Source organism: Pseudomonas bijieensis (assembly GCF_013347965.1).
GTDB classification, from domain to species: Bacteria; Pseudomonadota; Gammaproteobacteria; order Pseudomonadales; family Pseudomonadaceae; genus Aquipseudomonas; species Aquipseudomonas bijieensis.
Window position 1 is genome coordinate 1,770,968 of the sequence record NZ_CP048810.1, and the last position, 26,233, is coordinate 1,797,200.

General features: G+C 63.0%; 22 protein-coding genes. 3 read left to right on the forward strand and 19 right to left on the reverse strand.

All coding sequences use genetic code 11. The annotated features are described in order from the left end of the window. Positions 1-3 precede the first annotated feature (3 nt). The 16 genes from GN234_RS07455 to GN234_RS07530 all read right to left on the reverse strand — a co-directional run bounded on the left by GN234_RS07455 (position 4) and on the right by GN234_RS07530 (position 18,262). Positions 4-285, reverse strand: a complete 282-nt coding sequence (locus tag GN234_RS07455) for a hypothetical protein (RefSeq protein WP_109751780.1) — start codon at positions 283-285, stop codon at positions 4-6. A gap of 95 nt (positions 286-380) precedes the next feature. Next, the gene (locus GN234_RS07460; protein ID WP_176688189.1) at positions 381-2,492 is read right to left on the reverse strand and encodes a hybrid sensor histidine kinase/response regulator; all 2,112 of its coding nucleotides are present in this window, start codon (positions 2,490-2,492) and stop codon (positions 381-383) included. A 195-nt stretch (positions 2,493-2,687) separates the two neighbouring features. Then, a complete protein-coding gene (locus tag GN234_RS07465; protein WP_176688190.1) occupies positions 2,688-5,786 on the reverse strand; it encodes an error-prone DNA polymerase in 3,099 nt (1,032 codons plus the stop codon). Then, entirely contained in the window at positions 5,762-7,183 is a 1,422-nt protein-coding gene (locus GN234_RS07470; RefSeq protein WP_163854475.1) for a Y-family DNA polymerase, read from the reverse strand. Before GN234_RS07470 ends, GN234_RS07465 begins: the two co-directional genes overlap by 25 nt. Before the next feature lie 7 nt (positions 7,184-7,190). Beyond that, positions 7,191-7,814 carry a translesion DNA synthesis-associated protein ImuA gene (gene imuA / locus GN234_RS07475; protein WP_109751776.1) on the reverse strand — a complete coding sequence of 208 codons (624 nt, stop codon included), beginning with the start codon at positions 7,812-7,814 and terminating at the stop codon, positions 7,191-7,193. Next, positions 7,814-8,431 (reverse strand): transcriptional repressor LexA, encoded by a 618-nt coding sequence (lexA, locus tag GN234_RS07480; protein WP_176688191.1) that lies wholly within the window; start codon positions 8,429-8,431, stop codon positions 7,814-7,816. The genes imuA and lexA overlap by 1 nt, the downstream gene beginning before the upstream one ends. 247 nt (positions 8,432-8,678) lie before the next feature. Then, a complete protein-coding gene (locus tag GN234_RS07485) occupies positions 8,679-8,951 on the reverse strand; it encodes a DUF971 domain-containing protein (protein ID WP_163854477.1) in 273 nt (90 codons plus the stop codon). After that, a complete protein-coding gene (locus tag GN234_RS07490) occupies positions 8,948-9,910 on the reverse strand; it encodes a HEAT repeat domain-containing protein (protein ID WP_176688192.1) in 963 nt (320 codons plus the stop codon). The genes GN234_RS07485 and GN234_RS07490 overlap by 4 nt, the downstream gene beginning before the upstream one ends. Further along, positions 9,907-10,755, reverse strand: a complete 849-nt coding sequence (locus GN234_RS07495; RefSeq protein WP_176688193.1) for an ABC transporter ATP-binding protein — start codon at positions 10,753-10,755, stop codon at positions 9,907-9,909. Before GN234_RS07495 ends, GN234_RS07490 begins: the two co-directional genes overlap by 4 nt. Continuing rightward, positions 10,755-11,537: an ABC transporter permease gene (locus GN234_RS07500; RefSeq protein WP_109751771.1), complete on the reverse strand. Its 783-nt coding sequence runs from the start codon at positions 11,535-11,537 to the stop codon at positions 10,755-10,757. Before GN234_RS07500 ends, GN234_RS07495 begins: the two co-directional genes overlap by 1 nt. 142 nt (positions 11,538-11,679) lie before the next feature. Continuing rightward, entirely contained in the window at positions 11,680-13,086 is a 1,407-nt protein-coding gene (locus GN234_RS07505; protein ID WP_176688194.1) for an ABC transporter substrate-binding protein, read from the reverse strand. A gap of 218 nt (positions 13,087-13,304) precedes the next feature. Further along, on the reverse strand, positions 13,305-13,550 hold the full coding sequence (locus GN234_RS07510; protein ID WP_003180418.1) for a 4Fe-4S dicluster domain-containing protein: 246 nt from the start codon (positions 13,548-13,550) through the stop codon (positions 13,305-13,307). Positions 13,551-13,574: 24 nt separating this feature from the next. Beyond that, positions 13,575-15,305 (reverse strand): fumarate reductase/succinate dehydrogenase flavoprotein subunit, encoded by a 1,731-nt coding sequence (locus GN234_RS07515; protein ID WP_176688195.1) that lies wholly within the window; start codon positions 15,303-15,305, stop codon positions 13,575-13,577. After that, entirely contained in the window at positions 15,302-16,054 is a 753-nt protein-coding gene (locus tag GN234_RS07520) for a GntR family transcriptional regulator (RefSeq protein ID WP_109751846.1), read from the reverse strand. Before GN234_RS07520 ends, GN234_RS07515 begins: the two co-directional genes overlap by 4 nt. Positions 16,055-16,159: 105 nt before the next feature. Next, the gene (locus GN234_RS07525; RefSeq protein WP_109751768.1) at positions 16,160-17,131 is read right to left on the reverse strand and encodes a Gfo/Idh/MocA family protein; all 972 of its coding nucleotides are present in this window, start codon (positions 17,129-17,131) and stop codon (positions 16,160-16,162) included. A 93-nt stretch (positions 17,132-17,224) separates the two neighbouring features. Continuing rightward, complete coding sequence (locus GN234_RS07530) at positions 17,225-18,262, reverse strand: AraC family transcriptional regulator (RefSeq protein WP_176688196.1); 1,038 nt, start codon at positions 18,260-18,262, stop codon at positions 17,225-17,227. A gap of 206 nt (positions 18,263-18,468) precedes the next feature. On the opposite strand from GN234_RS07530, the gene GN234_RS07535 reads away from it, so the two are divergent. Then, on the forward strand, positions 18,469-19,413 hold the full coding sequence (locus GN234_RS07535; protein ID WP_109751765.1) for a SphA family protein: 945 nt from the start codon (positions 18,469-18,471) through the stop codon (positions 19,411-19,413). Between the two features lie 212 nt (positions 19,414-19,625). On the opposite strand, the gene GN234_RS07540 is transcribed toward GN234_RS07535, so the two are convergent. From GN234_RS07540 to GN234_RS07550, 3 genes are all read right to left on the reverse strand, one after another. Then, positions 19,626-20,924 (reverse strand): D-arabinono-1,4-lactone oxidase, encoded by a 1,299-nt coding sequence (locus GN234_RS07540; protein WP_176689565.1) that lies wholly within the window; start codon positions 20,922-20,924, stop codon positions 19,626-19,628. Positions 20,925-21,039: 115 nt separating this feature from the next. Beyond that, positions 21,040-21,417: a c-type cytochrome gene (locus GN234_RS07545; protein WP_176688197.1), complete on the reverse strand. Its 378-nt coding sequence runs from the start codon at positions 21,415-21,417 to the stop codon at positions 21,040-21,042. 295 nt (positions 21,418-21,712) lie between these two features. Continuing rightward, positions 21,713-22,597 carry a LysR family transcriptional regulator gene (locus tag GN234_RS07550; protein ID WP_109751761.1) on the reverse strand — a complete coding sequence of 295 codons (885 nt, stop codon included), beginning with the start codon at positions 22,595-22,597 and terminating at the stop codon, positions 21,713-21,715. 130 nt (positions 22,598-22,727) lie between these two features. Here GN234_RS07550 and GN234_RS07555 point away from each other — a divergent pair, with 130 nt between their 5' ends. Together GN234_RS07555 and GN234_RS07560 are read left to right on the forward strand one after the other, a co-directional pair. Then, positions 22,728-24,371, forward strand: a complete 1,644-nt coding sequence (locus tag GN234_RS07555) for a GMC family oxidoreductase (RefSeq protein ID WP_176688198.1) — start codon at positions 22,728-22,730, stop codon at positions 24,369-24,371. 205 nt (positions 24,372-24,576) lie between these two features. Next, positions 24,577-26,199 (forward strand): MFS transporter, encoded by a 1,623-nt coding sequence (locus GN234_RS07560; protein ID WP_116831977.1) that lies wholly within the window; start codon positions 24,577-24,579, stop codon positions 26,197-26,199. Positions 26,200-26,233 lie beyond the last annotated feature (34 nt).

A 26,233-nucleotide genomic window follows, 5' to 3' on the forward strand; every position in this document is an offset into this window, starting at 1 on the left:
CGGCTAGCCACCGTCGGTGTCGATATCAGCATCAGTGCTGTCATCGGACTTTGGCCGGTCCGGGTCAGGCTTGAAGCCGGGGCTGAAGGTATTGTCATTGTCTTGATGATGTTGCTTCTGATCGACCTCGCTGTCGGCGCTCTGGGCCTGGTCCGTCCCGGCGGGGCTGACTGGCTGGGCGCCGGTCGAGGTGGTCGGCACCTGGGGATCGATGGCCGGGTCGTTACGTGGGGTCGGGTTTTGTGTCTGGCCTTGTTGCTGGGTGGTGGCAGGATCGTCGTTCATAGGCACCTCGTTCTTGGCAGGGCCGGATGGATGACCGGTCTTGTCATTCGAAAGTGACGCAACGGCTTCGGTTCCATTTGTTTACGCTGCCGCGCTCAGCGCCCCAGCACGGTTCTCACCATCCGGGTCAGCGCGTCCGGGCCGTAGGGTTTGCTCAGCAAATGAGTGTCGGGGCTCAACTGGTGGTCCCGGGAGATGATGTCCCGGGTGTGGCCCGAGGTGAACAGCACCGGTACCGGTGGTGATTGCACCTTGGCCCAAGCGGCGAGGTCGGAACTCTTGATCAGCCCGGGCATGACCACATCCGTGAAGATCAGGTCCACCGCGCGCCCCTCCAGCAGCAGTTTCATCGCCTCGTCACCATTGGCGGCGGTGAGGGTCCGGTAACCGGACTGCTCCAGCAACTCCACTGACGCACCGCGCACCTCTTCGTTGTCCTCCACCACCAGAATCATCTCTTGCCCACCCAACTGGAGCAGGTCGTGTTGCGCCTCTTCACCGGCTTCCGGCTGGAGACTGCGGGGGAAATACATCTGCGCCCGCGTGCCCTCTCCCAGGCTGCTGGAAATCTCGATATGGCCGCCGCTCTGCTTGACGAACCCGAACACCATGCTCAGCCCCAGCCCAGTGCCCTGGCCATCAGTCTTGGTGGTGAAAAACGGCTCGAATACCTGATTCAAGACATCGGGCGGCATGCCTACGCCGCGATCGATCACCGACAATCGCACATAGTCGCCCGCCGGAATGCCCTTGCCGACACAGGACGACTCATCGAGCACAATGTTCTCGCCGATCAGGCGAATGGTGCCCTCGCCGTGCATGGCATCGCGCGCATTGATCGCCAGGTTCAACAGGGCATTTTCCAGTTGATTGCGATCGACGTGGATGCACCAGGGCTCATCGGGCAAAGACACTTCGATCTGGATGGTTTCGCCCAGGGCCCGTTGTAGCAGTTCACCCATGCCATCGTAGATGCGCCGCGGGTTGTAGACAGCCGGTGACAATGGCTGGCGTCGAGCAAAGGCCAGCAGTTGCGATGACAACTTCGCACCACGCTCCACGGCTTCAAGGGAGGCACTGACCCGCCGTTGCACGTTGGCATTGTCCCGCTCGTGCCGGGCCAGCAAGTGCAGATTGCCGGCAATCACTTGCAGCAGGTTGTTGAAGTCATGAGCCACGCCGCCGGTGAGGCCGCCAATGGCCTCGAGCTTCTGCGACTGACGCAACTGCTCCTCTGCCGTCAGCCGCGCCTGCACCTCGTTGGCGACGCGCTGTTCCAGGTCGCGGGTGAATTTGAGCAGCGAAGCTTCGGCTGTCTTGCGTTCGTTGATGTCAATCAGTACCCCCGGGAAACGCAGGGGTTTGCCCGACGCATCGAACTCACACCGTCCGCTGGCCTGTACCCACAGGTAATCACCGCCCAGGCGACGCACCCGATATTCAGCGCTGTAGGGCGTGCCAGTACGCAAGGTCAATTCGACCCGCTGGTTCACTTCTTCCAGGTCATCCGGATGGATGCTCTGGCGGGCGATCTCGATCGGCAGTGCGTCCAGTGGAGTGTCAGGCGGGTAATTGAAGGTACGGGCGAAACGCTCATCGCCGGACAGTGTGTCAGTCCGGATATCCCAGACAAACGATCCCAGCAAGGGCCCGGCCGAGAGGGCCAGCTGGATACGCTCATTGACGGCGCGGTAACTGCGTTCAGCTGTTTGCCGGGCCCGCTCGGTCAGCACATGTTCGGTGGTCTCCACCACCACCGCCAACACACCCGCCGGGGCCTGGTCATCACCGGGCACCGGGCTGTAATAGAGGTCCATCCAGACATCTTCGGGCTTGCCATTGCGTAGCAGCACCAGCTCCTTGCTGCGGTAGGACAAGGTGCCACCGGCCAGGCAGACGTCCAGGACATGGCGATTGAACTCGGCCACTTCCGGCCAGCCCAGCTCCACGGCGCACCCCAGCAGGTACGGATGACGACCGCCAGCGAACTCGGCATAAGCATCGTTATAGATCATGAAGCCCTGGCGCCCCCACAACATGACCATCGGCAAGGGCGAAGCCAGCAGCACCTGGACAGCGTTGTGCAAACTGGCGGACCACTGCTCGATAGCGCCCAGTTCGGTCTGGCTCCAATCGAACGCCCGGATACGTCCGGCCATCTCACCGCCCCAACCGGGACAGCCGTGATTCTGGGATAAGAACTGCATGGGTCGACTCTGAACCTCAAGAATGCTTGCAGGGAACTGGTATACCACGAGTGCCTTGCGCTCAGAGCTTCGAGCGTTGGGTTGGCGTTTGGTTTCATGGGGAGATGATGACGACGACCTGTCTGGATCGGGACTGCTTCCCGTGGCGAGGGGATTTATCCCCTCGCCACAGGGGTTGCGGTATGGCTGCCGGCGTTAGTGGAAATCGCGACTGCGAACATTGATGCCCGCCAGCAACTCGGTCAGGTCGCTCAAGCGCCCGGCGATCAAGTGGCGGACCTCGCCGACGCTTTCCCAGCGCCCGTCGACCCTGAGCAATTGCGCGCCCACCAGGGTCTTGCGCTGGCGCTCGGCCAGGTCGCGCCAGACCACCACGTTGAGGTTGCCGAACTCATCTTCCAGGGTGACGAAGGTCACGCCGCTGGCGGTGCCCGGGCGTTGGCGGCCGGTGACCAGCCCGGCGACGCTGACGTTGCGGCCATGCTCCACCGCCTGCAATTCCCGTGAGCTGCGGCAGCGCCGGGCGCGCAGTTCGGGACGCAGCAAGGCCAGCGGATGGGGCCCCAGTGTCGTGCCCAGCATGGTGTAATCGGCAAACAGGTTTTCTCCCACTGTGGGTGTTGGCAGGGCTACGGGCGGTTCCTCCTGGCTGGGCAGGCCGGCGAACAAACCCAGTTGTTTCTGCACCCCGGCCACTTCCCAGCGGGCCCGATGACGATCGCCAGCCAAGCCCTGCAAGGCGCCGGCGTCGGCCAGTTGCGCCAGGGCCCGGGCATCGAGTTGCGCGCGCTCGCCCAGGTCGGCCACGTCGCTGAACACTCGCTGCCGGCGGGCCGTTTCGATACGTCGGGCATCCTCTTCGCGAAAACCCTTGACCAGTCGCAGGCCCATACGGATCGCCGGTTGCCGGCCTTCCAGGGGTTCGAGGCTGCAATCCCAGTCGCTGGCGCGCACGTCCACCGGACGGATCTGCAATTGATGTCGGCGAGCGTCCTGGAGGATCTGGTCCGGGCTGTAGAAACCCATGGGCCAGCTGTTGATCAGGGCACAGGCGAACGCCGCCGGCTCGTGGCACTTGAGCCAACTGCTGGCGTAAGTCAGCAAGGCAAAACTGGCGGCGTGGGATTCGGGGAAACCGTAATTGCCGAAGCCCTTGATCTGTTCGAAGATCTGCGCGGCGAATTCGGCGGTGTAGCCGTTTTTCTTCATCCCCTGGGCCAGGCGTTCCCGATGCGGCTCCAACCCACCGTGACGTTTCCAGGCAGCCATGGAGCGCCGCAACTGGTCGGCTTCGCCGGGGGTGTAATCGGCCGCGACGATAGCGATCTGCATGACCTGTTCCTGGAACAGCGGCACGCCCAAGGTGCGTTCGAGCACTTTTTCCAGCGCTTCAGAGGGATAAGTCACCGCCTCTTCTTTGTTTCTGCGCCGCAGGTACGGATGCACCATCCCCCCCTGGATTGGCCCGGGCCGCACGATCGCCACTTCGATGACCAAATCGTAGAACCTCTTGGGTCTGAGCCGAGGCAACATCGACATCTGCGCCCGGGATTCGATCTGGAATACACCGATGGTGTCGGCGCGACTGATCATTTCGTAGGTCGCCCGATCGTCCTTGGGCAACGACGCCAGGACATAGCGCTCGCCCCGGTAGCGCTCGATCAAATCGAAACAGCGGCGAATCGCACTGAGCATGCCCAGGGCCAGGATGTCCACCTTGAGCAGCCCGACCGCGTCCAGGTCGTCCTTGTCCCACTGGATGATGGTGCGCTCGGCCATGGCGGCGTTTTCCACCGGCACCAGGGTGTCCAGGGGTTGTTCGGAAATCACGAAACCGCCAGGGTGCTGGGACAGATGCCGGGGAAAACCGATCAATTGCTGGGTCAGGCTCAGCACTCGGCGCAACACCGGGCTGTCCGGGTCGAAACCGCCTTCACGCAAGCGCTCCACCGGCGGCGCCTCGTCACTCCAGCGGCCACAGCAATCGGCCAATGCGTTGACCTGGTCCGGCGGCAGGCCCAGGGCCTTGGCGACATCGCGCACCGCCCCGGCGCCGTGGTAGCTGCTGACCACCGCCGTCAATGCCGCACGATGGCGACCATAGCGCTGGAACACGTACTGCAGCACTTCCTCACGACGCTCATGTTCGAAATCGACATCAATGTCCGGCGGCTCGTTGCGCTCCCGGGACAGGAATCGCTCGAACAGCAGGTTGGTCTGACTCGGGTCGATTTCGGTGATGCCCAAGGCGTAGCAAACCGCCGAGTTGGCCGCCGAACCGCGTCCCTGACAAAGGATGTTTCGGCCGCGGGCGAAGTTGACGACGTCCTGCACGGTGAGGAAATAACTGTCGTAGCCCAGTTCGGCGATCAGCTCCAATTCATCGTTGATTTGCCGCCGGACCTTCTCTTCCACGCCGTCCTCCCAGCGCTCACGCATGCCGCGCTCGGTCAGTTCCCGCAGCCAGGACGCCGGATCATGGCCGTCAGGCACCAGTTCCCGTGGGTATTGATAACGCAGTTGGCTGAGGTCGAAGGTACAGCGCCGGGCGATGAGCAGCGTCTCGTCGAGCAAGGCGCGAGGATAGAGATCGGCCAGATCCTTGCGGCTGCGCAGGTGGCGCTCGCCGTTGGGGTGCAGGCGCTGGCCGGCCTCGGCCACTGTGACATGGTGGCGGATGGCAGTCATGGTGTCCTGCAAGGCACGACGGCCACGCACGTGCATGTGCACATCGCCACTGGCCACGGTCGGAAGATCCAGGCGCTCGGCCAGCACCAATGAGTCAGCCAACCGGCGGCGGTCGTCCTGCCCGCAGTGCAACTGGACCGTCAGCCACAGGCGCCCGGCAAAGATCGGCTGGAGCCAACGCCCGTGTTCCTCGGCGTCTTTGCCCTCGGCTACCCACAACGCCAATAGCCCTGGCAAAGGCTGGTCGAAGTCTTCGCGCACGATGCGGTAGTGGCCCTTCTCGCTGCGACGCCGGGCGCGGGTGATCAGCCGGCACAAGGCTTGGTAACCCTCCAGATCTTGCACCAGCAACACCAGTTTCGGACCGTCCTCGACCTGGATTTCGCTGCCGACGATCAGTTGCAGCTCCAGCTCCCTGGCCGCCTGCCAGGCCCGAACGATCCCGGCCAGGGTGCATTCGTCGGTGATCGCCAGGGCCTGATAGCCCTGTTGTTTGGCGCGACGGCACAACTCCAGGGCACTGGAGGCGCCGCGCTGGAAGCTGAAGTTCGACAGGCAATGCAGCTCGGCATACTCAACGCTCATGCGAACCAGCCCTGCAGCCACAGCAGCCCGCCCTCGCCCGCCGGTCGATAGGCCCAGCCTCGTTGTCCACTGCGGGTTTCGATCAGGTAGTAGTCGCGACGCACATCCGCACCGTCCCACCAACCGGACTCGATGCGCTCGGGGCCCATGAGGATTCGAGCCTGGCTTTCCTGCAATACCTGGGCCTCATTTAGCAGCCAGCCGGGACGCTGCACGCCATCGCGCACCGGGCAGGCCTGGGGCCGGGGCTGGGCTGTCATTTGCCAGGCGCATTCAGGCCGATGGTCATCGCGAAATCCCAGGCCCTGCACCGCGTCATCCCCCAGCCGGGCCCGCAGGCGTTCACGCAGTTGCTCCCAGGGCAATGACTGCTGCGGGCGTTCATCGAACAATTCCAGGCGCTGGGGCACGAAGCTCGGCAGGTCTTCGGCACACAAGCGAAAGCCGCGCACCGGGGCCTCGACCTGCACCTGCTCCAAGCGGCCACGGGCCAGTTCGAAGAGCATCGCCGGATCCCGTTCGGCGCTGAGCAGGCCGACCTTGATCAGCGTGTCCGGCAACCCAGCGTGTTCCAGATGCAGGTCAAAACGCTGCACACCGCTGTCGCGACCGCAGAGGAAGGCCGACAAGTCACCGGTCAAGCGGCGCAACGGGAACAACAGCGCCTGATGGGATTGCACGTCATAGTTGAGTTCGATGCGCACATCGAAACGGTCTGGCGGCAGGTAGAACGACAGCGCCAGGGTGCGACTGCCGGTCAGCGCATCGAGGTGCTTGAGCACCTGGGCCTCGAAGCGCCGTGCCAGGGTCTGCCGAGGCAAGGCCTGGACCTGGCTCAGGCGGCGCAGGCCCATGCGCGACAACGCCGTGGCGACGTCGGGTTCCAGGCCGATCCGCTCCACGGGCATGTGCCCCAGGTACTGTTGCAAGGTCTCGGCGTCGGGCACCACCAAGGCGTCATAGGCATTGGCCAACACCCGCGCCGCCACCGGATTGGGCGCTGCGACGATGCGATGCCGAAACCCCAGCTCGGTCAGTTCGGCCCGCAAGCGCGCCTCGAATACCGGCCAGGGCCCGAACAGGCCCAGGCTCGACTCGATTTCGAACAGCAGCGTACGCGGGTAATGCACGCTGACCTGGGAGCTGAAACGGTAGGCCCAGGCTGCCAGGAACTGTTGCCAGTGTTCGATCTGCGCCGCATCGTATTCGGCGGTGGCAAAGCCTTTGCTCAAGGCCTGGGCGGCGGTCATGGTCTGACCGGGACGCAAGCCCAGGGCCCGTGCCGGCGCGTTCACCGCTTGCAGCACCCGGCGCTGGGCCGGACCGCTCAGCAGGGCCAGGGGCTCGTCAGGATCGGGGCGCTGACGCAGCGCGGCGTCCAGCGCCAATTGCGGAAAAAGAATACACACCCAGCGCATCGCAACCTCAATGCCCTGTCTGTGGGGAAAAAGCGATCGGTGCCGAACGGGCCAGCCCGCCCCGGCACTTGAGCACGCGCAATTGCGCTGGCCGGGTATCGATGGCAATGCGCAAGGCCGCCGGCGACGGGTTGATGGCTTCCTGGATCGAGCGCCAGGCGAACGCCAGGGTCTGACCGGTTTCCGCCGCCACTTGCAAGCGGCGCAAGGCCCGGTCGTCCGCCTGGCGAGGCCAGCACAGCACCGCGCCACAACTGCCCGAACGCAGGCATTGTTCGGTAGCCCACAGGGCCTCGCGTTCATCAGCCTGGATCACCGACATTTGGCGCAGGTCGATACCGGCGCTCTGCCAGGCCTGGGGATAGGGCACGAACGGTGGCGCCACCAGCACAATCCGCTCCCCCGCCACCGACAGCCGCGCCAGGGTCGGCCACACCAGTTGCAACTCGCCCACGCCTGGGGCGGCGATGAGCAGCTCCGTCAACGCCGCTTCCGGCCAGCCGCCACTGGGCAATGCCGCGTCCAGAGCAGCATGGCCAGTAGGTTGCGGGCTGGCGGCCGGCGGCGCAGGCCGGCCCTTCCAGACCTGGCCGCCGTTGAACAGCGTGTCCAGAGCAACGACCGCGCCCATCAACCTTGCCTCACCAAGCCGCAGAACACCCCTTCTATCGCCAGGTCCTGATCGGCCTCGACGATGATCGGATGGTAGGCCGGGTTGCGCGGCAGCAAACGCACTCGCTCGCCGATGCGCTCGAACCGCTTGATAGTGACTTCACCGTCCAGGCGCGCCACGACGATCTGCCCGTTAGAGGCCTGGGGCGTGCGCTGCACGCCTACCAGGTCACCGTCAAGAATGCCGTCTTCGATCATCGAGTCGCCCTGGACCCGCAGCAGGTAATCCGGCGCCTTGGTGAAAATCGCCGGGTCCAGCATCAGGCGGCTGTGAACCTCGGCGTCGGCGCCGATCGGCAGCCCGGCAGCCACTCGCCCCAGCACCGGTACGTCGAGCAACTCGGGCCGTGGCGGCTGGTTCAGCAAGCGAATGCCTCGAGCCTGGTGCGGATTGACCTCGATGAAACCGGCCTCGGTCAACGCCAGCACATGCTTGCGCGCCACGCTACGGGAAGCAAAACCGAACGCCTCGCTGATTTCAGCGAGGCTGGGAGGCTGACCCTGATCGGCGATGCGCTCGCGGATGAAGGTCAGGATGGCGGTACGGCGGGGGGTGAGAGTCGTCATGGAGTACATTTGTACTCTTTAAGGATTTTTCTGACAAGCGCCGCCAGTCAGTTCACCGCTCGGGGCCGCTGCGCAGCCCAGCGGGAGCAATCTCTGGCCACAGGTATCAACACTTTTCCTCAAGTGAACGGCATGACCCTGTGGGAGCGAGCCTGCTCGCGAAAGCATCAGCCCATTCGACATCCATGCAAGCTGACCCACCGCCATCGCGAGCAGGCTCGCTCCCACAAGGGATCTGTGGAGAGTTGGACTTTTGCTACAACCCCGCCAGATAAGCCCAGGGAAAAATCCCCCGCTCATGCCCATCACTGAACACCAATTGCACCCCATACCCCTGGGCATTGACCTCAACCACCCGAACCCGCGTATCAACCTGAACCGTCAGCCCCTGCAAACGAAACGCCCGGCACTGAGAACAAGGACACTGCCGGCGTAACTGAGCATGATCCAGACGCTGTTCACGCCCATCGGGCCAGTCAAGCCTCAGTTGCCCTGTGCCCTGGGAATTACCAATCGCCAGCGGACTCATTGCAACTGCCCCAGGGCAATGCGCACAGCCTTGCGCACTTCCGGGTCGCCATCGTCCCGCGCTGCCTGCAACGCCGGGATGGCAGCGTGATCGGTCAATTCGCCCAAGGCCAGGGCCGCCTCCTTGCGCAAATTGCTGATCCGATGGCCCAGGGTCTCGATCAAGGCCGCCAACGCCGGAACATAGCGCAAACGCCCCAGGCTGCGGGTCGCCCGCAAACGCACTTGCCAATAATCATCGGCCAGCGCCTCGACCAGGGCCGGGCCGGCATCGGCGTGACCGACCTTGCCCAGGGTGGTGGCGGCTTCTTCGCGCACCGCCCAGGCCGGATCCCGCAGCGCCTGGCGCAGCGCCGGCAAGACCTGTGCGTCCGAAGCCAGGCCAAGGGCGCCAGTGGCGGCGCGGCGCACCTCGGTGTCTGGATCATCACTGGCCAACCGGGCCAGGGCCGGCAAGGCGTCGAGGTGCTTGAGCCAACCCAGCACGCCGACCGCCTCGCGCCGCACGCTGGCATCGCCGTCAGCCAGGGCGATGATTGCAGCCGGTGCCGCGTCGAGCAGGCGTAACTCGCGCAAGGCCCTGAACGCCGCGACGCGCACACCGGCATCCGCATGGGCCGTCCAGGGCAGGATCACCCTTCCTGCCGCCTCACTCTTGAGCAGGCTCAGGCTCTGGGCGGCAGCGGCCTGCACGCTCGGCGACGGATCCGTCAGGGCCACGCACAGGGCCGCCACCACCGGTGCGTCTTCCCAGGCTTCGAGCAATCGTGCGGCCTCGGCGCGCACCTCGGCACTGGGGTCCTCGGCCAGGCGATCCACCAGCCACAGCAGGCCTTCAGGTTCCTCAAGGTCGGCCAGCTCGATCAGGGCGATGCGGCGCACGCCAGGGTCCTCGTCGGTCAGGCGCGGTTGCAGGGCGAGGATGTCGTCGTTATCAGTGTCTTCGAATAGAGAGGTCATAGGGCAAATCGCGGCAAGGAGGTTTCAGGGGGAAGCCCGAGTGGGTTGAGGCGCGGCAACTGCCGGCCGTCTTCATGGCGCAGCAGCTCGAGGCAGTGGCCCTTCAAGCGGGAGAATTCAGGGCTGGTCACCAGTGCGGTCGTGCGTGGCCGTGGAAAGTCCAGGCGCAGATCCTCGATGATCCGACCGGGACGCGGGCTCATCACCAGCAAGCGGTCGGCCAGGAACAGCGCTTCGTCGATGTCATGGGTGACGAACACCACGGTGGTACGGATGCGGGTCCAGATGTCCAGTAGCAGCTCCTGCATGTTCAACCGGGTCAAGGCATCCAGCGCGCCGAAGGGTTCGTCCATCAGCAGCAGCCGTGGACGGTTGACCAGCACCCGGGCGATCTCCACTCGTTGCTGCATGCCCCCGGAGAGTTGGTCCGGCCAGTGCCCGGCGAAACCTTCCAGGCCCACCAGCGCGAGGATTTCATCGGCGGCCCGGTGCCGTTCGACCTTGCCCAGGCCGCGCATCTTCAGGCCGAAGGCGACGTTGTCACGCACGGTGCGCCAGGGAAACAGCGTGTGTTGCTGGAACACCATGCCGCGTTGGGGCGACGGGCCACAAACGCTCAAGCCGTCGACATTCAAGCTGCCGGTGCGCGGTTGCAGATGCCCGGCCAAGGCCCCAAGCAAGGTGGATTTGCCGCAACCGGACGGCCCGAGGACACAGACGAACTGGCCCGCCTCGATCTGGCAATCGAGCCCTTGGACCGCTTCGAAGGCCTGGGCGCCCTGGCCCAGGACAATGGACAACTGACGGATATCGATCCGTCCTTCGGGGGTTTGCATCACGCTCATCAGGCTTTTCCTCGTGGTCGGTGCCAAGGCGTGAACAGCCCGCCCAGGCGCTTGATCAACAAGCTGCTGCCCATGCCCAACACACCGATCAGCAACATGCCGACGACGATGTCGGCGTAGTTCTGCACGGTGTAGGAAGCCCAGGTGTAGTAGCCGATGCCGTACTGGCCGGCGATCATTTCCGCCGTCACCAGGCAGAACCAGGACGTGCCCATGCCGATGGCCAGGCCGGTGATGATGCTCGGCGCGGCGCCCGGCAGGATCACCTCCAACAGGATCGCCCGGCGCCCGGCTCCCAGGCTTTTCGCCGACGCGATCAGCCGCCGGTCCACTCCTTCGACGCCGTGCACGGTGTTGAGCAGGATCGGGAACAGCGCGCCGGTGAAGGTGATGAACACCATCGATAGCTCCGACGAAGGAAACATCAGGATCGCCAGGGGAATCCAGGCCACCGCCGGGATCGGCCGCAGCACTTCCAGCGGCGGCAGCAACAGGTCTTCGGCCCATTTCGAACGGCCGATGGCCAGGCCCAGGGCCACGCCGATCAACAACGCCGCGCCGTAACCGGCAAAGACCCGTCCCAGGCTACTGCCCAGGTGCCGGGGGAGATTGCCGGAGTCCCCCAGACCCAGCGCCGCCTGGACCACCGCCAATGGGGTCGGGACGTTGGCGAAGGTCACCAGGCCGAGGTCCCAGTGGCCGTTCGCGGCGAGTTGCCAGAACAGCAGGCAGAGCAACAGGGAAGCGGCTCGCGGGAGCCAGCGTTTGGGTGATGGATACACTGATATCTTCCTCAGTTATGGAGATCCCTTGTGGGAGCGAGCCTGCTCGCGATAGCGGTGTGTCAATCACATCAACTTCAACTGATCTGACGCCATCGCGAGCAGGCTCGCTCCCACAGGTTTTGCTTTCACTCGAGTCAGGTCAGCGGGCAGCAACCGCCTGGATGGTGGCCTCGCTGAAGTCCAAGACCTTGCCACCCTGGGCCGTGGCGAACTGCTGGGCCTGGCCCTTGAGCAGGAACGCGCTGAGCTGGCCCTTGGCGTCACTGGCGAACCACGCCTGTTCGGCCAGCAGCTTGATCCCGCTGTCGCTGGCCTGGGCATAGACGGCGCGGATGCCCTTGCCCTCCTGCTTGAGGCTCGCCAGCGCGGCGAAGGCCGATTGGGCCGAGGCGTAATGGCGCACTTTCGGCTCGCCGCGTACCCAGATCTCGGCCACGCGACTGAAATCGCTGATGGCTTTGCCGGTCAGGGCATCGGTCGTACTTAGCGGTGTCTGGGCGTAGTTAGCCAGTTGCGCGGTGTAGTCCAGATTCGACGCCTTGAACGCGGCGCGGATGTACTGGTCATCGATGAAGGTATTGAGGTCCAGGCCACGATCGGCTTTCTTCAGCAGCTTGAGGGTATCGATAGCGGTGCCGACCGCTTGGCGGTACTCCGGTTTCCAGGTCAGGTCGCGGGTCTGTACGCCCAACGGCCCGTGGAACAGGTAATTGACCTCGGCATCCACGCCGGTGACCTTGGCGATCAACTCGCTGTACTTCTCAGGTTCGGCGCTCAGCAACTGATTGGCCTCGATGCTCGCGCGCAGGTAAGCGACGACGATTTCCGGGTATTTCCTTGCGTAGGCCTGATCCACCAGCGCACCGTGGAACGTCGGCGCGCCGGCCTGGGCACCGTCGTAGATCTTGCGGGCGAAACCGCGGCTGGGGAACAGTTCGGCGAACGGCACGAAGTCGGCGTGAGCGTCGATCTTGCCGGCTTGTAACGCGGAGCCGGCCACTTCCGGCGGCTGGGCGATGATATTGACGTCCTTGAGCGGGTCCCAACCCTGGGCCGCGACGGCACGCAGCAACATGCCGTGGGCGGTGGAGGCGAACGGCACGGAAATGGTCTTGCCCTTGAGCTCAGCCAACGACTGCACACCCGATGCACTCGGCACCACGATGCCGTTGCCACTGCCCCGGGTGCTGCCCGACAGCACGCTGATGAACAGGCTGTGCTTGCCGGCGGTTTCGAACGCCACGCCGTTGAACGCCCCGGGGAAATCGGCCATGGCGCCGAAGTCGAGCTTACCGGCGACCATCTCGTTGGTCAGCGGCGCGCCGCTGGTGAAGTTTTTCCACTGGATGTCGTACTGGGCGTCCTTGTAGGCGCCGTCGTGGGGCAAGTATTTATCCAACAGGCCCAGCTCCCGAATCAGCAACCCGCCGGCGGCGCAGTTGATGGTGGTGTCCTGGGTGCCGATGGCGATACGGATGGTTTCTGCCTGAGCAGGCAAGGTCAATGAAGCCAGTACCAGACCGGCGAGTGCTGCACGCAATAACATGGGTGTGTCCCCTCGAATCATTTATTGGATGTTCGTCTCCGCCGCGATCAGGGCGCGGTGGGAAACGAGGGGTGTTCTGAATCTGCGTCCGGGGGTGGCCGGATGGCTTTTGTGGTGTTTGGGCTGGCCCTATCGCGAGCAGACTCGCTCCCACATTTTTTCAGCGTTCACCACAAATCCATTGTGGGAGCGAGCTGCTCGCGAGGGCGTCCTGTCAATCAACGCAGCAAGTACGGAATCTCGACTTTCACCGCCCCCGTCGGGCAGTCCTTTTCACAGGGCATGCAATACCAGCATTCGTCGAACGCCATGTAGGCCTTCTGGGTCGCCGGGTTGATCGCCAGCAGGTCCATGGGGCAGACATCGACGCAAACGGTGCAGCCCTTGTGGGCGATGCATTTGTCCTCGTCCACGGTGACGGGGGCATTGGAGCGGAAAAAGATTTCCTGGGGTTGATAAGCCATGGGCGGTCTCTCTGGGTGTAAGGTTCACGCCGCGTCAGCGCCGACCCGCAGCCGGTCGTAGGCCTGCAGTTCGTCGGCATCGAGGGCGATGATGTAGGGCTCGACGGCTTTCTTGAATGAGGTCATCGCGCCGTCTTCGCCCTTCTTCAAGTGGCAATGGCAGAACCAGTCGCTGTCGTTGCGTTGCGGATGATCGACCCGATAGTGGTACAGGCCCCAACGGCTTTCGGCGCGAAACAGCGAGGCGCGAGCGGCCATTTCGGCGCAGTCGCGGATGACGCTGACCTCCATGGCGCGCATCAATTCATGAGGGTTGTGGGCCTTGATCTGGTCCAGGTCGCGCTGGATATCGCTGAAGCGTTGCAGGCCGATCTGCATTTTCTTGGTGACCTTCGGCGGTTGCAGGTAATCGTTGACGAAGCGTCGCAGCTTGTATTCCACCTGGGCCGGCGGCAGGCCGTGCTCGCGGTCCAGGGGCGCGTAGACACGAGCCCTCTCCCGCTCGATCTGCCCGGCGTCCAGTGCCGAAAAATCCTTCCCGGCCACGAAGTCCGCAGCATTGTTGCCGGCGAACCAGCCATAGGTGAACGCACCGAGCATGTAGTTGTGGGGCACGGCGGCCATGTCACCGGCCGAGTACAGGCCCTTGACCGAGGTTTCGGCCCGCTCGTTGACCCACACGCCCGAGGCCGAGTGACCGCTGCAAAAACCGATTTCGGAGATGTGCATCTCCACCATCTGCGTGCGGTAGTCAGTACCGCGGTTGGCATGGAACTGACCACGACTGGGTCGTTCGTTACTGTGCAGGATGTCCTCGATGTTCTGGATGGTTTCCTCGGCCAGGTGATCGAGCTTGAGGAACACCGGACCATTGCCACTTTCGAGTTCCTGGTGAAACTCCCACATCATCTGCCCGCTCCAGTAGTCGCACTCGATAAAGCGCTCGCCCTTGTTGTTGGCGGTATAGCCGCCCAGGGGACCGGTGACATAGGCGCACGCCGGGCCGTTGTAATCCTTGATCAGCGGGTTGATCTGGAAGCATTCCAGGTTCGCCAGTTCGGCACCGGCGTGGTAGGCCATGGCATAGCCGTCCCCGGCATTGGTGGGGTTCTCATAGGTGCCCATCAGGTAGCCGGAGGCCGGCAACCCCAGGCGTCCCGCCGCACCGCAGCAGAGGATGACCGCCTTGGCCTTGATCACATGAAAATCGGCGGTACGGCAATCGAAGCCCATCACACCGTTCACCGCGCCCGCTTCGTCAGTCAGCAAACGGGTACAGACCAGCCGATTGGTGATACTCACCCGCGCCCGTTTCAACTGGCGATACAGGACTTTCTTGATGTCGTGCCCTTCCGGCATCGGCAACACGTAGGCGCCCATGTGATGGACCTTTTTCACCGCATAGTCGCCGGTTTCATCCTTCTCGAACTTCACGCCCCAGCGGTCCAGTTGCTCGATCGTTTCGAAGCTGTGGGTCGCGTAGGCATACACCGCCGTCTGGTTGACGATGCCGTCGTTGGCGATGGTGATTTCCTTGGTGTACTGCTCGGGGGTGGAATGACCGGGGATGATGGCGTTGTTCAAGCCGTCCATGCCCATGCTGATGGCGCCGCTGCGCTTGACGTTGGCCTTGTCCACCAGCAGCACGCGCAAATCACGGTTGCGCTCCTTGGCCTTGATCGCCGCCATGGGGCCGGCGGTGCCACCGCCGATGACGACGATGTCGTATTCCTGTTCGAGGGTGCTCCGAGTCATGCCTGCGTTCCTTTTTGCCGGTCGATCCGCAAGCGGTACTGGAAAGCATCGCCACGGTAATAGAGGTGTTCGAAGTCCAGTGGCTGGCCGCTGGCATCATGGGTCAGGCGCTCGATGCGCATGATCGGCGAACCCGGCTCGACCTCCAGGGCCTGGGTCAGGTCGCTGTCGGCCAGTACCGCATCGATGGCCAGGTCCGCATGGCCCAAGGTCAGGGCACAGTCGTTTTCCAGGATCAGGAAAATGTCGCGGGTGACCAGATCGGCCTTTTCCAGGCGCTCGCCGAGGGCCTTGGGCAGGTAGGTGATCTCCAGGGAAACCGGCTCGCGATTGATCAAGCGCACCCGTTTGATCTGCACCACCTCTTCCCCTTCAGTCAATTTCAGGCGCTCGGCCACCAGTTTGTCGGCCGCGATGAACTTGAAACTGAGCAGGCGGTTGATCACCTCGAAACCGCGCCCGGTCATGGACTCGGCCAGGCCCTGGAGGGTGCTGACATTCTGGAAGGTCTTGGGCTTGGCCACGAACGTCCCTTTGCCGTGGATCTTGAAAATCAGCCCTTCCTTTTGCAGGTCACCCAGCGCTTGGCGCACGGTGATACGACTGACACGGAACAGCGCACCGAGCTCGCTTTCCGAGGGCATCTGGCTGCCTTGGGGGTATTGGCCATCGAGGATGCGCGCACGCAGCACGTCTCGTAGTTGCGTGTGCAGCGGCACGCTGCTGAGGGGAAGAACGTTGTCGGACATGGCCTTCATCACTTGTCATAACGAGTTATGACGTGATCTTAGAAAACCCGTCCAATGCTTGGGAAATACTCTTTGAGCATTAGGTTATGCCCACGAGGGCTCGCTTCAGCAGCGCTGGAGAATGCGATCCATCACCCAGTCGGTCTTCAATGCCTGTTCGGCAATGGCCGGATGCTGCGACTCACCACGGATATGGGCATTCATGCCGAGTACATGGTGCCACTGGATATGCTCAGGATGATGAGGGATGTCGAGGCTGATGGATGTGTCCGTACACAGTTGCAGTGGCTCATCATTGAACACCGAGAAGTTGATTCGCCCTTGACTGCCGATCACTTCCACACGGTCCTCACGTCGGTCAGCGACGAAATTCCAACAGCCCATGCCTGTGGCCCCGCAGGCGAATCGCCAATGGGCCACGACCGCATCTTCTGCCTGATACAAACCGCCCTGGCGAGCGGCGAAACCCGTTACCTCGACAATGTCCCCCAACAAGAACTGGAACAGGTCAAGGCCATGGCAGGCCAGATCAGTGAAATAACCTCCGCCTGCAATCGTCGGATCGGTACGCCAATTGATCGCTCCGCTGATATCCGCCGATGAGGCGGGCTTGGTGAGCGTCCAGGTCAAATGCCGAATGTCACCGATGCATCCTTGTTCGATCCATTGCCGCACCTTGCGAAAACGCGGCAGTGAGCGCCGGTAGTACGACACAAACAAATGCACCCCCGCGGCGTCGAATACTCGCTGCATTTCCCGGCTCTGCGTGGCATTGAGGGACATGGGTTTCTCAACGCAGCAATGCTTGCCGGCGGCCGCCACCAGCATGCTATAGCTGAAATGACTGTCGGGCGGCGTCGCAATGTAAACCGCATCGACTTCAGGATCATCGATCAGTGCCTGCGCGTCAGTGTAGAACCTGGCGATACCGTGGCGTTCAGCATAATCGGACACTGCCTCCGAACGTCGCCCCATCACCGCTACCAACGCTGAGCCGGGTGCCTTGTAGAAGGCCGGCCCACTCTTGCGTTCCGTCACGCTGCCACAACCGATCATGCCCCAGCGTACCGTTCTCATCGTTTGACTCATGGAATCAAGGCCATCTGGCTCCGCAATGAAGCCCCCTCAAAAAAGACAGGAGTTTAATCAGGCCCAGCCTGAATGTCGTGGCTACAACGTTTGCCCCTCATTGCGAAACGCACTGGGGCTCATACCGGTCCAACGCCGGAACGCCCGGCGAAAACTGCGCACATCGCTGTAGCCGACTTCTTCGGTGATGCGCTCGATGGACAGCCCGGGGTTGGCCAGCAGGCTCAGGGTTCGACCGCGGCGCACCTGTTCGAGCAAGGCCTCGAAGGTCAGGCCGTGTTCGGTCAGGCGCCGACGCAGGGTGCGGCTGCTCATGTTGAGGTCGCCAGCGATTTTCTCGATGTGGCTGCCACGGGTCAGGTCCCGGGCAATCGCCCGTTCCACAGCCTGGATCAGGTCGATCTTCTGGTGGACCTCGGTGACCTCCTGCTCCAGCAAGGCCAAGGCCTGGCGCAAGGCCAACGGGTGGTGATTGGGCAGGCGCATATCCAGCCAGCGTACATCGATCAGCATGCGATTGTGCCGGCAACCGAAGCGCACATCCGGCCCCAGTATCCGCTGGTATTGCTGGGCATAGGACGGCGCGGCGTGCATGAACTCCACGGCCTGAGGCTTGAAATCGGCCCCCGCCAGCGCCCGCCCATAGACCATCAGGCTGGCGAAGAACTCCTCCACGGCAAATACCTGGATCTCGGCGAAAGGCAGGCGGCAGGTCGCCTCGACCATGATCCGGTCAGTGGCTTCTTCGACACTGGTCACCGCGATGCCACCGGTGGTGTGCTGGTAACGAACCCCCAGGGCAAAGGCATCGCGCAGGGTTTCGCACAGCGACAAGACGTGGCCCAACAGGCCGAGGGTGCCGAGCACGTTACGGTCGCCCACCCATAATCCCAGGCCCTGGTCGGGCAACAGTCTGAGCGCCCGTTGGATCATGACCACCGCCTGACGATAGGAAATGCGCTGGGCGGGATCTTGCAGATCGTCAAGACCGAACCCCAGGCCGCGACACAGGCTGGCGGCATCGAAGCCCTTGTCAGCCACCACCTCGGCCAGGGTTTGCAGCAGGAATGGCGATACCAGCGCCAACTCATAGGTGGGGTCGATGACTTTCATCTGCATGGGGCGGGTTCCGGAGCACGTTAGGCGGCGTTTTTGTAACCGGTTATTTCATAAAGTTAGCATGCCCAAGCGAATCGAGGAGCACAAAAATCTGGCCGCCCAAGTCCCCTGTCTGGCCGCCAATACCCTGCCCTGTCGGCGGCGAACGGCTTATTTCTATGGCTCGGACCTTCGGTGTATCTCCAACAATAATAATGAGCCCCCACATGAACCCGATCCGCACGACATTCGCCTTGCAATTGACCCTCGGCCTGGCCGGCGTTTGTGCCCTGCCCGCGTGGGCTACCGAAACCGGAGTCGATAACATCGGCCCCGGTACCGACGGTTTTTTTGTGTTGCCCTTGGAAGTCGACAGCCTTCCGGACAACATGGTCGCGTTCAACCTCTACTACAACCACTACAAGGCCCGGAAATTCAACATCAGCTCGTTGGGCGGCGAAGTGCCAAATGTCGAAATAGAATCCACGGCGGTGGTCCCGCGTATCGATTACCTCAGCCCATTGCGAGTGGCCGGTGGACGCGTGGGGATCTACATCGCCCAACCCTGGATCAAGCAGGAAGTCGCGGTGTTCGGCCTGAGCGATACCCGCGAGGGCATGGGCGATACCACCATTTCGCCAATCGTGCTGTGGGACATGGGCAAGAACCTGACCCTGGCCGCGGCGGTGGAAATCACCGTGCCGACCGGCGAATACAGCAAGGATCGCCTGGCCAACACCAGCACCAATTTCTACACCTACAAGCCGCTGTTCTCCTTCACCTGGCTGCCCACGGAAAACACCGAGCTGTCGATGAAAACCACCTACAGCTTCAACCGTGAGAACAAGGACACCGACTACCGTTCAGGGCAGATCTTTCACTTCGATTATTCCGCCAGCTACCGCCTGACCGACAACCTGCGGCTGGGGCTCAACGGCTACTACCTCAAACAGACCACCGACGACAAACAATACGGCCGCACCGTGCAATTCGCCGGGCAGGACGTGGACGATGGTGTGCGCGGCCAGGTGTTCGCCATCGGCCCGGCGCTGCATCTCACTTTCCTCAAATACGCCAGCGCCGAAATTCGCTGGGCCAAGGAATTCGATGTGGAAAACCGCCCCGAAGGGGAGATGCTCTGGGCCAAGATCAGTATTCCGTTTGCGTTCTAATAGCGTTTCACAGCACTTCTGGAGAGGGGACTTATCTGTGGGAGCAAGGCTTGCCCGCGAAGCAAGCGACTCGGTTCCAGATAGACCGTGTGTTCTTCATCGCGGGCAAGCCTTGCTCCCACAGATAAGTCCCCTCACCACAGGTTTTGTGCCTGACACGAATGCATCAGCTGCAGGCCAGTCAGCGCTCGACCCGCGACGATTGAAGCCAATCAGCTCACCCCCAGAATCGACGAAAGATGCCCATTGAGGAACTTGCCACCAGGGTCCAGCGCCTGGCGCACCTGGGTGAATTCAGTCCAGCGCGGGTACAGCGCCTGGAGCGCCTTGGCGTTCAGGGAATGCAATTTCCCCCAATGCGGACGGCCCTGGTATTTCCAGAAGATCGGTTCGATGGCGGCAAAGAAGTTGTGATGGTCCATCTGGTAATGCTGGTGCACCGAGATCGAGCAACTGTCCCGGCCTTCGAACATGCTCAGGGCAATGTCGTCGGCCTTCACGTAGCGGTATTCGATGGGAAACCAGGTGCGCAGGTCCTTGTCGCGGATCAGTGCCAGGATTTCCCGCAAGCATGCCGGGCCGTGCTCGGCCGGTACCGAGTACTCCATCTCATTGAAGCGCACGGTGCGGGCATTGGCGTAGATGTCGTGGGAGTCACCGACCCGGTCATCGAAATCAGCCACCAGCCGCAGGCTGTTGAGCAGCGCTCGACGAATCGCGGGAAAGTCGCTGCCATACTTGTCGAGGTTTTCGATCAGCGTGACGAATTCGTTGCCGCCCTCCTCCTCGGGGCTGATCGGCGGCGTGGCCGGGTCCGTGGTTTCGTTCAGGGTAATCGACAACGCATAATCGGAATGGGTGACGACCTGCATTTCCCAATGCTGGTTGTCCCGGGTGTTGGCCTCCACGTCCTCGAGCAACTCCTCGGTCTTCGCCACCCACTGGTGCTCGCGCAAGCGATAGGCGACGCGGTTCTGCAGGCGCACACGGGTCACCAGCCCCAACGCGCCAAGGGACACCCGGCCAGCCTTGAACACTTCAGGATGACGCTGGGCATCGCAATCGAGCACCTCGCCGCTGGCCGTTACCAGTTGCAGGCCGACCACTTGGGACGCGTACGAGCCGAAAGCCTTGCCGGTGCCGTGGGTCGAGGTGGCGATGGCTCCGGCCAGGGTCTGGTAATCCACGTCGGCCATGTTCGGCAGCGCCTGGCCGATGGACTTGAGCGCCGGGCCCATGCGGGACATGGGCGTGCCGCCACCGAACTCGGCTTGCAGGCTGGCCCCGTCGTGATCCAGCAGCCCACTGAAAAAGCTCAGCGACAACAAGGTGCCGTCGGTGGGCACCAGGGCGCTGAAGGAATGGCCGGAACCCACCGGACGAATCCGCCCTTCAGCGCGGCGCACCACCTGCACCAGCTCATCGAGGTCCTTGGGGGCCAGGCGCGCCGCTGGCAGGCAGCTCTGCGCGCCCGACCAGTTGCGCCACGGAATCAACCGTGGCGCGCGCATCAGCTCGGCCAGGGCACCCTGGCTGCCCAGCGCGGTAAAGGCTGCGACAACGCCGGCCTGTTGCAACAAGCGACGCCGTGAGTAGTCCATCGTCATGCCGTAGTACTCGTATTTATTATTGGAAATGTTGACCGGACATGAAGGCGATCAGGGCCAGGAACTGCTCTTGGGAACAGTGCATGCACAGGCCCATCGGCGGCATGCCGTTGTAGCCGTTGATCGCGTGGTCCAGCAGGGTGTCGGCGCCCTGGGCGACCCGCGGGGCCCAGGCGTTCGTGTCGCCGGTCAACGGCGCTCCGGCACCGGGGTTGGCGTGGCAGAGCTTGCAGCTGCTGTCATAAACCTGGGCCAGCGCCGCATCGCTGGGCATGGCGGTGAACACCGTGGGCGCGGGCGGCTTGCCCTCCTCGCCGCAGCCTGTGAGCAGGGTGCCGAGCAGGAGGATGAAGGCTGGCTTGAGCCAGATTGAAGTTGAAGGTGTCGTTGCCGGCATAGGGACCTCTTGGCGGCGCTTTCTTGTTGTGGGTCAACACTAAGGCACGCCAGCGCGTCGACTTGAGGTCATTGGGGGCCATAAAAGGGGGCTTGGGCGGCCAGCTGCTGGCCTATCAATGACCTTTGTGGCGAGGGGATTTATCTGTGGGCTCTATGAGTTCTGTGGGAGCAAGGCTTGCCCGCGAAGCAGCCGACTCGGTTCCAGATAGACCGTGTGTTTTTCATCACGGGCAAGCCTTGCTCCCACAGAGCCTTGTTCCCCCAGAGCGGCTCGCCACACGGGCATTGCGTGCTCAGGGGAGTAATAACCCCTGCTCGCGCTCGCACAACTGCACCACGTAATCCCACAGCACCCGCAGGCGTACGGATTTGTGCAGTTCGCGGCGGGTGCTGATCCAATAGCTGCGGCGGATGGTTTCGTCCGGCAGCAAGGGCACCAGCGCCGGGTCGCCGTTGGCCATGTAGCAAGGCAGCACGGCGATCCCCAGCCCCGAGCGCGCGGCCTGTTGCTGGGCGATGACGCTGGTGCTGTGGAACACCACCCGGGGGTTGCGGCAAAAACTGTTGAGGAACATCAGTTCCTGGCTGAACAGCAAGTCATCGACGTAGCCGATCCAGGCGTGGCGAGCCAGGTCCTCGCGGCTACGCAGTGCTGGCGAGCGGTCCAGGTAGGCCTGGCTGGCGTACAGCGCCAGGCTGTAGTCGGTGAGCTTGCGCGTCACCAGCAGGTCGGCCGCTGGACGTTCGAGGTGGATGCTGATTTCCGCCTCGCGGTTGAGGATGCTGACAAACCGCGGCACCGCCACCAGCTCCACCTCCAGCCCCGGATAACGCTGGAACAGCCCCTCCATGCGGCTGGCCAGGAACATGATGCCCAGCCCTTCGGTCACCCCCAGGCGGATCTTGCCCAGCGGTGCGCTGGACTGGGTGATGTCCTCCTGGGCCAGCAACGCCACGTTCTCCATGGCTTCGGCGTGCTTGAGCAGCGTCTCGCCAGCCGGGGTCAGTTCATAACCCTGCGCATGCTGGACGAACAGCGCGGTGCCCAGGCTTTTCTCGATGGCCTCGATGTGCCGGGCCACCGTGGCGTGGGTGGTGTTCAACCGCCGTGCAGCCGTCAGCAAACGCCCGCTGCGTTGCAGCTCCAGGAAATAGCGCAGGTCATTCCAGTCGAACATGAGGCGATCCTTGAACACACCTGAAGGCACGACTGTTTATAAACGCACAGCCGCTGCGCAAAAACTAACATTCTTTTGACGAAAACTAACAACTAGGATGGATCCCACAACAACAAGAATGAGGTCGCGAATGCAACCTGTCGTCGATGAATACGATTACGTGATCGTGGGCGCCGGCCCTGCCGGATGCTTGCTGGCCAATCGGCTTTCGGCCAACCCGCAACACCGGGTGCTGCTGCTCGAAGCCGGCGGGCGCGACAACTATCCGTGGATTCACATCCCGGTCGGCTACCTGTTCTGCATCGGCAACCCACGCACCGACTGGTGCTTCAAGACCGAAGCACAACCGGGCCTGCAAGGCCGCGCCCTGAGCTATCCCCGCGGCAAGGTCCTGGGCGGTTGCTCCTCCATCAACGGCATGATCTACATGCGCGGCCAGGCTGCGGACTATGACGGCTGGACCGCAGAGGGTAACCCTGGCTGGGCCTGGAAGGACGTTCTGCCGCTGTTTCGCCAGAGCGAAAATCACTTTGCCGGAGCCTCCGAATTCCATGGTGCCGGCGGGGAATGGCGGGTCGAACGCCAGCGCCTGTCATGGCCGATTCTCGATGCCTTCCGCAGCGCCGCCGAGCAGAGCGGCATCCCCAACGTCGACGATTTCAACAGCGGCGACAATGAAGGCTGCGGCTACTTCCAGGTCAACCAGAAAGCCGGGGTACGCTGGAATGCGGCCAAGGCCTTTCTCAAGCCGGTTCGCCAGCGTCCCAACCTCACGGTGTTGACTGACGTCGAAGTGGACCGTGTGTTAGTGCGTGATGACCGCGCCCACGCTGTCAGCGCCCGCTGGCAAGGCAAGGGCATGACCTTCAAGGCCCGTAAGGAAATCGTATTGTGCGCCGGGGCAGTTGGCTCGCCGGGCATCCTGCAACGCTCCGGGATCGGCCCGCGCAGCCTGCTGCAACGCTTGGGTATCGGCGTGACCCACGAGCTGCCTGGTGTGGGCGGCAACTTGCAGGACCACCTGCAACTGCGACTGATCTACCAATTGGAAAATGCCCGCACGCTGAACCAGATCGCCGGCACCCTGTGGGGCAAGATGGGCATGGGCCTGCGCTATCTGTACGACCGCAGCGGCCCGCTGTCCATGGCCCCCAGCCAACTCGGCGCATTCGCCCGCTCGGGTCCGGAGCAGACCTCGGCCAACCTCGAATACCACGTCCAGCCGTTGTCCCTGGAACGCTTCGGCGAACCGCTGCACAGCTTCCCGGCGTTCACCGCGTCGGTCTGCGACCTGCGCCCGCAAAGCCGTGGCCGGGTGGACATTCGTTCGGCCGACCCGCACGAAGCGCCGCTGATCCAGCCCAATTACTTGAGCCACCCCGAAGACTTGCGCGTTGCCGCCGACGCCATCCGCCTGACCCGACGCATCGTCGCCGCCCCGGCCCTGAGCGCGTTCAAACCGGTGGAATACCTGCCGGGCCCCAGTCTGCAAACCGAAGAAGAACTGCACCAGGCCGCCGCCCGGATTGGCACGACGATTTTCCACCCGGTCGGCACTTGCCGCATGGGCCAGGACCACGACGCGGTGGTGGATGCGCAACTGCGCGTCCATGGCATCAAGGGCCTGCGCATCGCCGACGCCTCGATCATGCCGCGCATCACCTCGGGCAACACCTGCTCGCCGACGCTGATGATTGCCGAGAAGGCGGCGCGGATGATGCTCGAGGCAGATACCAGAATCATCATGCCGCAAAAGGAGCCGGCCACAGCCTGAAGAACAACAGAATCCCCTGTGGGAGCGAGCCTGCTCGCGATAGCGATCTATCTGTCACATATGTGTTGAATGTGCAGCCGTCATCGCGAGCAGGCTCGCTCCCACAAGGGAGATGAGTCGATTCAAGGAAAGTGTGTCAAATCAGGAGACGCCACCCCGGCGTCGCAGTGGAACAACAAAAACAATCACTGTGAGGGATACCGCTATGTCTGAACATGTTCAGCCCCTGGAAGCCACGCGCAGCGCCGGCACCAGCCAGGAAACCCAGAAAGTCATCTTCGCCTCGTCCCTGGGGACGGTGTTCGAGTGGTACGACTTTTTCCTCTATGGCGCCCTGGCGGCGGTGATCAGCAAGCAATTCTTTGCCGGGGTCAACGACACCACGGCGTTCATCTTCGCCCTGATGGCGTTCGCCGCCGGTTTCATCGTGCGGCCATTCGGTGCGCTGGTGTTCGGCCGGCTGGGGGACATGATCGGGCGCAAGTACACCTTCCTGGCCACCATCATCCTCATGGGCCTGGCGACGTTCTGCGTCGGCCTGCTGCCCAACTACGCCAGCATCGGCATCGCCGCGCCGATCATCCTGGTGGTGTTGCGCATGCTCCAGGGCCTGGCCCTGGGCGGTGAATACGGTGGCGCGGCGACCTACGTCGCCGAGCACGCGCCGATGGGCAAGCGCGGTTTCCATACCAGCTGGATTCAGTCCACCGCCACCCTCGGATTGCTGCTGTCGCTGCTGGTGGTGCTGGGTTGCCGCTACTTCACCGGCGATCAGTTCGAAGTCTGGGGCTGGCGCATTCCGTTCCTGCTGTCGATCCTGCTGCTGGGCATCTCCACCTGGATTCGCCTGAGCCTGCATGAGTCACCAGCGTTCTTGAAAATGAAAGAGGAAGGCAAGTGCTGCAAGGCGCCGATCCGCGAGTCGTTCGGCAAATGGGAAAACCTCAAGGTGGTGCTGATCGCCTTGTTCAGCATCAACGCCGGGCAAGCGGTGACCTTCTACGCCGCGCAGTTCTACGTGCTGTTCTTCCTCACTCAGTTCCTGAAGATGGATCCGGCCCTGGCCAACAGCCTGCTGATTGTGAGCGTGGTGATCGGCGCACCGTTCTTCATCTTTTTCGGCTGGCTGTCGGACAAGGTCGGGCGCAAACCGGTGCTGATGATCGGCCTGCTGCTGGCGACCGCCCTGTACTTCCCGATCTTCAAGACCCTAGCCCATTACGCCAACCCGGCCATCGACCTGGCGAGCCGCCAGGCACCGATCACCGTGGTCGCCGACCCGGCCACCTGCACCTTCCAGTTCGACCCGGTGGGCAAGGCGCGTTTCGACAGCCCTTGCGACAAGGTCAAGACCTTCCTGGTCAAGCAGGGCCTGCCCTACAGCAGCGTCGCGGCCCCAGCCGGAAGCGCGGTGCAGGTCAGTGTCGGTGACGTGAAACTCGAAGGGTACGACGAAGCCGCCCTGCGCGGTGCGGTGACCCTGGCCGGCTACCCGCAGCAGGCCGATGCGCAGCAGATCAACCGGCCGATGATCGTGGCCTTGATCGTGGCGCTGATCATCATCTCGGCGATGTGCTACGGACCGCTGGCGGCGTTGATGGTCGAACTGTTCCCGACTAGGATCCGCTACACCTCCATGTCCCTGCCCTACCACATCGGCAACGGCTGGTTTGGCGGTTTCCTGCCCACCGTATCGTTTGCCCTGGTGGTCTACACCGGAGATATCTTCTATGGGCTGTGGTATCCGGTGGTGATTACCGGAGTGAGCCTGGTGGTGGGCATGCTTTGCCTGCGGGAAACCAGGAACGTGGATCTGGATACCAATTGAGGGCAAAACCGTGGCGAGGGCATTGGCGCCCTCG